Origin of the sequence: Mucilaginibacter oryzae (genome assembly GCF_003148845.1) — a bacterium.
Classification (GTDB): Bacteria; Bacteroidota; Bacteroidia; order Sphingobacteriales; family Sphingobacteriaceae; genus Mucilaginibacter; species Mucilaginibacter oryzae.
Genome location: NZ_QGHA01000003.1, coordinates 492,456 through 505,072, shown reverse-complemented (window position 1 = coordinate 505,072; position 12,617 = coordinate 492,456). Strand labels below are relative to the sequence as shown.

The window sequence follows — 12,617 nt, the reverse complement described above, 5'->3', positions numbered from 1 at the left end:
GGTGAGTACGTTAAATATTAGTGTTTGTTGCCGCTGCCGTTAAGCTGGTAGCAACCCAGATCGGCGCCCGGTAAAGTAGCTTCAGATAAGCCGTAGATCTTATCAAGCGGTACCGTAATAAGCGGGGCAATAGTGGTGTTGCCTTTGCCTATTAATGGCGAACTTGCCTGTAAATGGAAGTTATAGTTTCCTACTGCTGTGTATTGCGCCAGCGGATGTCCGCTTGTTGGCAGCGGGAAGTTGGTAAACATAGGGTTGTTTTTTTGCACCGCATCGGTACCATCATAAATAGAACCTAAGGTATAACCGGCTGGTAAATAATTAGCTGACGTTTTTATAGATGGAATATCGGTTGGCTGAGGTTGCGTAATGTAACCTGTTGGATAAAACTGGTTGGCAACTTTCACCGAATCAGCCCATTGATAGTTATTGCCGTATGATAAATGGGCCACATCAGCAACGGGACTGCCAACCACCCTGAAACCAAAACGGCAGTTAATAGCCACGTTGTTATAGTACATACCCGCGGCACCTTCCTCAAAATTAATACAGCCACCCCTGCCGCTTTGTACCTGCCGGTAACCACCGCTTACAAATGTATTGTTGTACATTACAACATTAGTTTGCGGAGCACCGGTAGCCTGTCCTTTGTTTGATGCCTTTTGGCCATTGGTTGCTGTACCTATAAAAAGGTTATAGGCCATGGTACCGGTAGTGCCACCTTTAGCATTTATACAGTCGCCGCCGTTTAAGCCATTTTTTTCGAAGGTGTTGCGGAAAATGGCAATTTTACCGGCCGATATACGTATGGGGTCGTCAATACCGCCGTACAACCACGAGTCTTCCAAAATAAAGTTGCCTTTGTAATTGGCAAATAATATGCTGTACTGGTTGCCGGCGCCTGATCCGGCAATCTTTGAGGTGGCATCGCCCTCCTGTAAACCGGCATATTCAATATGTGTCCAGCGCAACACCATTAAATTGCATGTGCTGCCGCCTACAATACCTTTCCATTTACCTGCATACGCCGGGTCGTTGGCAGGCGTTACGCCTCCAGGTGCATCGTTTTTAGTAATGCCCGGTGCAGTGATCCAGTTGGGCGCATCTTTCGATCCGTTGCTTACCAGTGTACCCAACACGATCAAACTGCTGCCGGTACCCATATTAAGGGTTACGCCGGGCTGCAATAAAAGGGTATCTAAAGGGTTGATTACCAAGTCGCAGCCACCTTCAACCGTGTAGATTTTGCCACTTAGCATGGTGCCTTTCACCGGCACTACAGTACTGCCGGTACCGCTGCATGAAAGTGGGGCTTTATCGCTAACCGGGTTGGCGGCCGGCGGGGTATAAGTATAAATGTCGGTGTGTTCGCCTTTCCATTTCTGGCAGCTTGAAGCACCTATTGCCATAATGAGGCAAATGATTGGAACTATATATTTTTTCATCGTTGTGTTTAATTAAAATTTATACCTGAAACCGCCCAAAAAGAAGGTTTTATAAAAATCGCTCTGAACCAGTGTTTGCGATGTTATATCCTGTTTGCCTAAAAACTCCTGTTGCTTGCTGTCGATCTGTCCGTGCGGGAATTTCAGGTAGATTTTGGCTGCGGCATTGGTTATGTTGTTGATTTTGCCGTAAAAAGACAGTTTTTTGGTAATCGTTTTCTCGAAGGAGAAGTCGAGCTGATTGTAAGCGTGCTGATAAAAATCAAGGTTGTAGTAAGGCGATACCTGGAATAGACGCTCGCCGGTGTACACAAACGCAGCCTGCATATCCAAACCTAATTTAGCGCTCTTGAACAGGATCGACGCGTTGCCTACGTTATCGGCCTGGCCTTGCAGCGGGCGGGTTTCGTTCACAAAATCCTGGGTGGATTTTTGGTCGGCACCCTGCTGGTAAAGCAATTTAGTAGTGGTGATCCTGGAGTGGGTATAGGTATAGTTAACCGAGAAACCCAGTACACCAAAAAACTTGGTGGCCAATACTTCTAAACCATAGTTGGTTGCATTGCCTGCATCATTCATCGGTTTAATGACCTGGGTACTTGGGCCACCATCGCGTACCACAAAGTATTCGATAGGATTGTAGATCTTTTTATAAAACGTACCGATCAAAAACTGGTCGGCTCCGCCCGGAAACAGTTCATAACGCAAATCGTAGTTATCGGCAGTGATGTGTTTCAGGTGGGGATTGCCTTCCTGGTCATAATACTCGCCGGTAATTTTGTAAGGTACGATCTCGCCAAAACCAGGGCGACTGATAGAGGCGAAATATGATGCCCTGATATTTTGATTGTCGGCTAATTCATATTTCAGGTGGATGCTTGGCAATACATCAGTGTATTTGATATTTCCGCTACGTTCAGTAACCGTAATTGGCGATTGCGTAGCATAGCTCATATCTGTATTTTCAACCCTTACACCACCTAAAACCTGTAGCTTATCTAAGGGGTTAAATTTAAACTGAAAATATTCGGCGTTGTCATTCTCAATAAAATGGTAGTTGTTTTCTAACCTATCGTTATTGCTGCCCAGGCCGCCCGCCGGGGTAGTAATGGCAAATGGCAACGAATTAAAGTTGTTGTTATAATAAGTTAAACCTCCTTTAAGGTGATAATCGATGTAATCAGCATCCCGTGTTTTGTGGCGATATAGGCCACCTATCGAAAATTCAACGTCGCGGTTACCAATTTTAGGCGTGAAAATCAGGTTACCATAGCCGCTCAGGTCACGGTCTCGGTTGTTTTCCCAATGATGAATAAGCTCGGTATTGTTATCATACTCGGCGGTAACAGAGCCTGCGCTGTTTAACGATTTGTTGGCATCGTATAAAAACTCGGTCCTGTCGGGCATGTGTCTGTTGGCAACCGAATAAACTCCATCCCAGTTAAATACCAGCTTACTACCTAAAATATGATCGCCATGCAGAGTGGAGTTGTAAATAGACTGTTGGGTTAGGGTACTCCTGTTTGATATGGTGATCTGCTTGTTTAAAGCGGTAGTATTTAAGCCTAAACCCAAAGTATCAGCTGTTAAACGCGCTTCAGATTCGTCCTGGTGGATATACAGGTTGTATAACGATAGTTTGTTTTTATCGTTGATTGCATAATCAATTTTATTGTGGACCCCAATCCGTTTGGTTTGCGTTGAGTAGGTACGATCATAAGCATCAGAAAACTGAGGTGTGTTTGGTGCAGGAATAGCCGATGGCTGGGCGTTTGGCGTTAACTGTTTTGAATCGGAACCACGATATACATTTTGATAGCTGGCCGATAAGATAACGCCTAATTTGTTATTGGCAAACCTATCGCCGATGGTTAAACCCGCCGTTGAGCTGAACGGGTTGTTAAGGCTGTGACCGCTGGTTATGGCTTTGTTATTAAAATCGGCAGGGGTAGCCGCGAAGTTGTTGCCGTTAACAATGGCCGGCGACTGCTTATTAGGCGAAGCATTAAACGCGTTAAACAACCTGCCATCTGAAAATAAGCCCGAAAAGCCGCCCGATACGTTGGCGCTGAGCGTAAAATGGCTTGGCGCGCTTTTCATTACCAGGTTCATAGCACCACCAATGGCGTCGCCTTCCATGCTTGGCGTTAAGGCTTTGATCACCTCAAGGCGTTCAAGCATTTCTGATGGGAAAAGGTCCATCGGTACAAAACGGTATTGCTGATCGGGGCTTGGTATTTTAATGCCGTTAACAAGGGTTGAGTTATAACGCTGATCCATACCGCGGATGATGGCGTAACGGCCCTCGCCGCTTGCTGAGCGCTGGATAGTAACACCACTTACACGTTGCAGGGCGTTGGCAACAGTAACATCGGGCAAAAGTTTAATGGTGTTGGCCGATAGGATATTAAGCACCATAGGCGATGTTTTTTCTATAGTGCGTACAGCCCTATCAGATTCTTTGCCGGTTGAGGCGGTGATCTTTACCTCGGTCATTTGCTGACTCGCGTCTTGCATACTTACATTGATAATTTTAATTTCATCGGTTGATGTAATGGTACCTTGGTAGTTCTGTGAAGTTGTATAGCCAACATAGTTTACCTGTAGCTGGTAAGCACCGCTTTTTACATTTTTAAAGCTATAAGAACCATTTAACGATACAGCAACAAACCTGCTGGCGCCGGCCTGTGTTAAATGCACAGTAGCGCCGACAAGGGGTTCGCCGGTTTTAAAATCGCTTACCTTCCCTTTTATGGTTTGCGCGATAGTTTTAATAGAAAATAACAGGCTTAATGCCACGAAGAGCAAAAGCCTGTGATTAAAGTAATGGTGTTTCATGAGCAACGGGTGATTTTTTCGCAAAGAAACTTGCCAAAAGTTGTAGGAAATTTGAATAATTGGCTTCGGGATTATTCGATAATGAAAACTTAATATATGCTTAATGTAACTTGAGGTCTACATGTTAAAAGTTCAATCGAAACCAGCGGTTTAAGTTGCTTGTAAGCGTGGTACTATACACGTCAACTGCCCCGCTCAGCATGTTTCACTTGTTGTGCAAACTAAAATATTTTTAATTTAAGTGTTTTAATTACAATTAATTTCTATCTTGCTTCTCAATTATAAACCATCAAAACCGGCGTTTGTGGCATTTGAAAATCATTCGCCCATTTTACGATTTACGTTTTAAACAAAGTTTATAAGCCTGTTGGGCTTTTGATATTGAGGGAATTAAATGCTGATACTTTTACATCGTAAACAATCTTCTTGTTTTTTAATAAGGCTTTCGGTAGTGGTGCTTTTGCAGCTAAGTTTTACAGTGCTGCATGCCCAATCGCCTATAAAAAACAAGGCTTTAAAATATTCGCTAAAGGATGGGCTTTCGTTCGGCATCGTGAACAGCATTACCCAGGATGCGAATGGTTTTATGTGGTTTGCAACCAGCGATGGGCTTAACCGTTTTGACGGTACAACATTCAAAGTATTTAAATCAAAACAAAGGGATTCGTCCGGCTTAACCAGCAATTATGTCGAAAAAGTTTTTACAGGTAAAGACGGTTATATCTGGATAGGATCGAGAGATGGATTAAGCAGGCTGGATACCCGTACAGAAAATTTTACCCATTATAAAGTAAACATTGGCCGGGCCCAAAAAGAGGATGTAAACAACATCGTCTCTTCGCGGGGTAACAACTTCTGGGTATCCACTTACGGTATAGGCTTTTCATATTACAACGCCAAGACCGCCAAGTTCACCAATTACAGGCAAAAAACACTTTTATCGCTGACCGACGATAGGGTGATTTCGATGCTCGAAGACTCGCAGGGACTGTTCTGGATAGGTACCCAGGAGGGAGGGCTTAACGTGTTTATGCAGGTAAATGGTGTTATCGGAAAGAAACTGGATATTAATTTACCCCCCTCAGGGCGTATCAATGATATTTTTGAAGACCATTTTCATAACATTTGGATAGCCACCGGCAACGGCCTGGTTTGGTACAACCGGCAGTCGGGTAAATTTTACCAGCTTCCCAATGAAAAAAGCGGGGCTAAAAGCAAACGTTATATAGCGCTTAACGAAACAACCGATAAGAAACTTTTGGTTGGCCTGCAGGATGGCGGTCTGTACAAACTTGATCCGGGCTCATCCGCTAACTATAACGTTAACAGTTTTGTACTTGAGCCTGTTACCGGCGATGACGGTTTTAATCTTACCCCCCGCTCCGTGCAAACCCTTTATATTGACAGGGATAAGAACACCTGGCTGGGTACCTATGGCGATGGCGTTTACATGGTAAGTAATAAAACAGAAAAATTTACCCGTATACAACGCAAAAACATTGATAAAAACGGTGAGAGCCTGGTGCGTTTTTATGGGATGACCATTGATAAAAACGGTAACTTGTGGTTTGGTACAGATGGCGACGGGTTACTCAAAACCAGGCCTGATGGTACGCTGATAAAACGGTACAAAGCCGATGGGTTGGCCGGAAGTTTAACCGACAACGCCATTTTAAGCGGGTTTACCGATAGTAACAACAATGTATGGATTGGCACTTATGCGAAGGGATTGTTTTTATATAACCGGTCTTCCGATTCGTTTACCAATTTTAGCCATATTGCCGGTGTAGCTAATAGTCTTGGCGGTAATGATGTACGTGCAATTTATGAGGATAAGCGTAAACGCCTCTGGATAGGCACTAACGGCGGTGGGTTGAGTTTATATGAACCTGTAACCCGTTCATTTAAAAATTATACCCCGGCCAACAGCAACATCAGTTCGTATGATGTAAGGGCGATTGCCGAAGATGAGAACGGTAACCTTTGGATAGGCGCTTACGGCGGAGGACTGGACTATTTTGATGTGGGCACAAACCGCTTTACCAGGTTTTTAAAAACGGCTGATGAAAAAAAATACCTGCCCGGGGCGGTAATATTTTCGCTGTACCGGGATGCGCGGAATTGCTTGTGGATTGGCACAGAAGGCGATGGCTTGCTGAGGTATGATCTTAAACAGCACTCGCTGAAAGCATTTAACGAAAAAAACGGACTGGCAAATAATACAGTGTATGCTGTAAAAGATGCTGGCAACGGCAACATTTGGGTAAGTACCAATAAAGGCTTATCCAGCATTAACGCCTCTACCGGGAAAATAGAAAATTACGACCAGTCTGATGGTTTGCAGGGTGGGCAATTCAATGTCGGCTCAGTAGCTTTTGATGTCACCCATCGTGTAATGTACTTTGGCGGTACCGAAGGGCTAAACGCTTTTGATCCGTCACAGGTAAATAAAAGCTATTACCGTCCCGGCGTGGTGATTACCGGTTTGCAGATTTTTGGTAAACAGGTAGAAGCCGGTAACCGTGATGCCAATGGCGTAGTGCTGCCTGCCGCAGTAAATGAAACAAGGAAAATCGTTTTGCAGCCCGATCAGTCGGTATTTTCCATTCAATACACCGCCTTAAATTATGCTTACCCGCAAAAAGGCGATTTTGCTTACAAAATGGAAGGCCTCGATAAGTCGTGGAACTATGTGGGTAATCAACGTTCGGCCACATATCGTTACCTTGAACCGGGTACTTACACCTTTAGGGTAAAGGCATCAAACCAGGATGGCATCTGGTTTGATAATTATGCCACCTTACAGGTAACCATACTGCCGCCTTGGTATAAAACCTGGTGGGCCTATATTTGCTACATCGCCGCTGCCGGTTTTATGATCAATTATTACAGGTTGTACAAAATAAACCAGGCAAAGCTTAAATTAGAAGTTCAGGTAGCCCAACTTTCTGCCGAAAAGGACAGGGAATTGAACGAGCGTAAACTCTCGTTCTTTACCAATATCTCGCACGAGTTCCGTACGCCTTTAACCCTCATCATTAACCCGGTAAAGGATATGCTGTTTGGTAAGGGCAGCGGGCCGGATGACAATGGTAACCTGCATATTGTTTACCGCAACGCGCGCCGTTTGTTGAGTTTGGTTGATCAGTTACTGCTTTTCCGTAAGGCCGAGAGCGACACCGATAAGCTGAAAATAGTAAAGCTAAACATCGTTTCGCTGTGCCACGAGGTATTTTTATGTTTCAATCACCAGGCGCGGGTCAAGAATATCCAGTTTGATTTTATTACCGACCGGGATAACATTGAAATATATGCTGATAAGGAGAAGATGGAAATAGCGATCTTTAATCTGATCTCCAATGCGTTGAAATTTACACCCGACGGAGGCATTGTAAACTGTACCATAACAGATAGCGAAGATGGTGTTGCCATTGCCATAAAAGATAGTGGTTGCGGTATAGCCGAGGGTACGGGCGATGAGTTGTTTGACAAGTTTCATCAATTACAAAACCCCATGGCTAATGCGGGGGGCTTTGGTATAGGGCTTTACCTGGTTAAGGTTTTTATTGAAAATCATAAGGGTAACATTACCTATCAAAGTAAGACGGGCGCGGGCACAACCTTCTTCGTATCGTTATTGAAAGGAAAAGAGCATTTTGGTCAGCAATTTATTTTTGAAGATGTTGCTGAAAGTTCGGTGTTTTTGGATGAATTGATGGAGAGCAAGGATGAACTGGTATCTCCTGAACCGGAATTGATGACACCCGTTAAAAATCAGGAAGCGCTAAGCTCGGCCACCAAAACCATGCTGCTGGTTGATGATAACGAACAGATCAGAACGTACCTTAAACAGATTTTTAGCGCCGAATTCGAAATATTTGAAGCTGATAACGGCACGTCGGGCCTTGAAGCGGCCTGCAATCTGATGCCTGATATTGTGATAAGCGATGTGATGATGAACGGCGTGAGCGGGATTGAATTATGCAGCCGGATAAAAGAAGACCCGGTAATGAACCATATCCCGGTGATATTGCTCACCGCCAGCTCATCGCCCGAGATTAAACTGAAAGGCATTGAGGGCGGGGCCGACGATTATATCAGCAAACCGTTCGACAGGGATATCCTGATAGCCCGTGTTAACGGCATACTTAAAAGCCGCAATAACCTGCAAAAATATTTTTATAACGAGATCACGCTCAATAAATCAAATGATCTGAAGATTTCGCAGGAATACAAAGAGTTTTTGGAGAGGTGTTTGCAGATAGTGGAACTGCACCTTACCGATCCTGATTTTAGCATTAAAACCCTTGCCGCGGAAATTGGCATGAGCCACTCCAATTTGTATAAGCGCATCAAATCTATCTCCGGTCAGTCGGCCAATAGTTTTATCCGGTTTATCCGCCTGCGTAAAGCCGCCGAAATTTTGCTCTCATCTGATAGCACGGTTTACGAGGCAGGCTACAAGGTTGGTTTGAATGATCTGAAATATTTCAGGGAACAGTTTCATAAACTGTTTGGTATTAATCCTTCAGATTATATTAAGAAGTACCGCAAGCCCTTTCATAATAACTACAACGTTAACCGGGATGTGATTAAGGAGAATTGATCGGGGGCATATTGAAACATAAAGCCCCCGGTTTTATAAAATTGCCGTTTCCAAAAAATGCCGTCGCGATAAACGATGCAATTGCATGGGCAGTTTTGCCGCGTTTAGTTATTGATTACTTCGTATATCAATAACGTTTTGCATGAGATAACTCATCGCTTTTTTCTTAGGTTTTGCCTGCCAGTTTCGCATGCTTAGTGTATCGGGTGTTTCAACGAAACTTCCTCCTGTAAATTTTACCTGTATTAATTTACCCCCTGTTTAAAATGGCCCGTAAAGCGGTAAACCAGCACTTTTTTATTAAATACCCCCCGTCTTAATCAGAATTTACCCCTCACTTATCAGGGTGTTTTTCGTGCAATTTAGCCCTTACCAATAACCATGGTGTAAACCAAACTAAAGTAAAAGGACATTTATTTGAAGCGCGGGTAGGCGGCCAAGCGGAGATTATCGCTAAGGCTTACCGGTAAACAGAAATGCCTTAACCGCGGCGAAGTTTACTTCATTTTAAAACCAATTTAAAAAACCGTATGAAACCAAATTTACTCGAAAAGGATTCTCCCCACCGGAAATGGTCACCCCGCTTTTTCGCCCTTGCCACAAGCATGGCTATGGCTTGCTTTGTTACGGCACAGTTGCCGGCAATGGCAATGACAGGCAGCATCAATGAGCAGCGCCTGCCCGTTGACCGTATAAGCGGCCAGGTAACCGACGAAAAAGGCCAGACTTTACCAGGCGTAAGCGTTGCTTTAAAAGGTACATCAACAGGTGTAGTTACCGATATTAACGGTAAATTTAGTATTAACGTGCCAAACGCGTCATCTGGCACTTTAGTGTTTAGCTATATAGGCTACAACAAGCAGGAAATCATTCTTAACGGCCAAACAACCATTAACGTACAATTACAGGCCGATTCAAAATCACTGAACGAGGTTGTAGTAGTAGGTTACGGTACGCAAAAGAAAGCCACTTTAACCGGATCAATATCGCAGGTAAAAGGTGCCGAACTTGTGAAAAGTCCGCAACCTAACCTTTCAAACTCCTTGGCAGGCCGTTTTTCAGGCGTAATTGTAAATAATCGTAGCGGTGAGCCGGGGTATGATGGATCAAGCATTACCATTCGTGGGCAAGCTACTACCGGCAGCAACGATGTACTTATCGTAGTTGATGGTGTACCTGGCCAGATTGGCGGTTTGGAGAGGCTCGACCCGAATGATATCGAAAGTATGTCTGTGTTAAAAGACGCTTCGGCTGCCATTTATGGTAACAGAGCGGCTAATGGTGTGATTTTGGTAACTACCAAACGTGGTAAAACCGGCAAGCCAACTATCAATTATAGCTTTAACCAAGGCTTTAGCTCACCAACCCGTTTGCCAAAAATGGCCGATGCGGCAACTTATGCCCGCATAGTGAACGAGATTGGTTATTATGCAAGCCAGGGAGGAGGGCTAAATCAAACGTATTCGGAAGCTGAGATACAAAAATTTAGAGATGGTTCCGACCCGCTCAATTATCCAAATACCGATTGGGAAAAGCAAACGTTAAAAAGCACAGCGCTACAAAATCAGCACAGCCTTTCGGTTGCAGGTGGCAGCGAGGATGTTAAGTATTTTGTTTCTCTCGGTACAATTTACCAGGACGGTATTTATAAAAGCGGGGTAACCAAATATCACCAGTATAATTTCCGTTCAAATATCGATGCAAATGTAACTAAGCGTTTAAAAGTCGGGTTGTCTTTATCCGGTCGCCAGGAAGACAGAATTTTCCCGCAGATTGGCGCAGGAGATGTATTCCGTTCGGTATATAGAGCTAAACCTACCATAGCGGCATTCTATCCAAACGGCTTGCCTACGAGGGGAATCGAAGGTACTAACCCTGCCGTAGCGGTAACCGATATTGGCGGTACTAATAATAATCCAAAACAAGTTTTTAATGGTATTTTGAGGGGTAGCTATGCTATTCCGGGGATTGAAGGCCTATCTCTTGACGGTTTCTTTTCAATAGATAAATCATACACGTTTGATAAAAACTTTAGTAAGCCTTACATCTTATATAATTATAACAAATCTACCGACGTTTACGAACAAAATATAGTTGGTGGCAACAACCAAAAAGCTACCCTGTTCGAATCGCAAAATAACGAATCGCTAATTACCTCAAACATCAAACTTAATTTTACAAGGAAGTTTGGCCTACATGATATTAACGCGTTTGTGGGTTATGAGCAAAGCCAAAATCACCTTGAGTATTTTGATGCAAATCGCTATAACTATTTATCAACTCAATTACCTGAATTATCACAAGGTGGCGGTGCGGCTACAGACTATTTAAACTCTGGCTATAGTTCAAATTATAACCGCCGAAGTGTTATTAGCCGTTTAGCTTACGCTTATGACGAAAAATACCTGTTTGAAGGTCAGTTACGTGCCGATGGTAGTTCCATATTCCCTTCTGGCAAACAGTGGGGGTATTTTCCATCGGCTTCAGTAGGCTGGAGGATCTCGAAAGAAAACTGGTTTAAAAACAGCGTTACCTTTTTTGATGATTTGAAATTAAGGGCATCGTACGGTTCATTAGGTAATGATAACGTGAAGGGATTTCAATATTTTGACAACTATATTTTAGTTAACAACGGTTTTGTAGCTTATGACCCAAAAGTTAGTACAAACGTTATCCAGCCAAACGTTAATCTTGTAAAGCTTGCAAACCCAAATATAACCTGGGAGGTTTCCAGAAAACTGGACATCGGTATCAACGCTACTTTCCTACACAACTTTACTGTTGAGGCAATTTATTTCAAACAAAAAAGGTCCGATATCTTAACTTCACGTAATGCTTCATTGCCTGGCTCTTCGGGCATTGTAAATCCTTATAATGACGGGAACCCAAACTATACACCATTGGTGCCTTCAGAAAATATCGGAAAGGTTAACAGCCAGGGTTTTGAAGCCACTTTAGGTTATAACCATACAGGCGAGAAATTTAGCTGGGGTGTAAGTGGCAACGTCACCTACGCTAAAAGTAAGATCATATTTATTGACGAAGCCGCCGGAACACTCCCTTATCAACGTAAAACAGGAAGGCCTTTAAATACTTACCTGCTTTACAATGCTATAGGTATTTTCCGTACCCAGGCCGAATTGGATAGCTATCCGCATGTGCCCGGAGCGCAGGTGGGCGATTTGAAATATGAGGATTATAACAAGGATGGCAAATTGACTGCTGATGACCAGACCCGCTCTAAATACGGCAATATTCCACAAATTACTTACGGCATGACCGTTAATGCCGCATATCAAAATTTTGATCTGTCGCTGTTATTTTCAGGTCAGGCGCAGGTTAGCCAATATGTATTGCCCGAGGCTGGTACTGTAGGTAACTTTTACAGTAGCTGGGCCGATAACAGGTTCAGCCCTACAAATCCAAACGGCACCTATCCAAAGGTTGCAGATCGCTCGTCTAACTCGGTAAGCGGGTCGTATCAAAATACCTTTTGGCTTAATGACGCGTCGTTCCTAAGGTTAAAAAATGTTCAGTTAGGTTATAATTTCAATGCTCCTTTCCTTTCAAAACTTAAGATTGGTGGTTTAAGGGTTTATGCCAGCGCGTTCAACCTGTTCACGATCACAAAAGTAAAAGATTACGATCCTGAAGGCAACAGCGGCAGCGGCCAGTTTTATCCGCAGCAACGAATTATAAACTTAGGTGTTAACGTGAAATTTTAATTA

4 protein-coding genes are annotated in these 12,617 nt (G+C 43.6%); 2 read left to right on the top strand and 2 right to left on the bottom strand.

The features are described from left to right. Positions 1-17: 17 nt before the first annotated feature. Together LX99_RS11255 and LX99_RS11250 are read right to left on the bottom strand one after the other, a co-directional pair. Positions 18-1,445 carry a hypothetical protein gene (locus LX99_RS11255; protein ID WP_146203098.1) on the bottom strand — a complete coding sequence of 476 codons (1,428 nt, stop codon included), beginning with the start codon at positions 1,443-1,445 and terminating at the stop codon, positions 18-20. A gap of 12 nt (positions 1,446-1,457) precedes the next feature. Next, positions 1,458-4,283 (bottom strand): TonB-dependent receptor, encoded by a 2,826-nt coding sequence (locus tag LX99_RS11250; RefSeq protein WP_109607960.1) that lies wholly within the window; start codon positions 4,281-4,283, stop codon positions 1,458-1,460. A 394-nt stretch (positions 4,284-4,677) separates the two neighbouring features. Here LX99_RS11250 and LX99_RS11245 point away from each other — a divergent pair, with 394 nt between their 5' ends. Then, the gene (locus LX99_RS11245) at positions 4,678-8,889 is read left to right on the top strand and encodes a hybrid sensor histidine kinase/response regulator transcription factor (protein ID WP_109607959.1); all 4,212 of its coding nucleotides are present in this window, start codon (positions 4,678-4,680) and stop codon (positions 8,887-8,889) included. Between the two features lie 530 nt (positions 8,890-9,419). Further along, a complete protein-coding gene (locus tag LX99_RS11240) occupies positions 9,420-12,614 on the top strand; it encodes a SusC/RagA family TonB-linked outer membrane protein (protein WP_022832176.1) in 3,195 nt (1,064 codons plus the stop codon). The last annotated feature ends 3 nt before the right edge of the window (positions 12,615-12,617 follow it).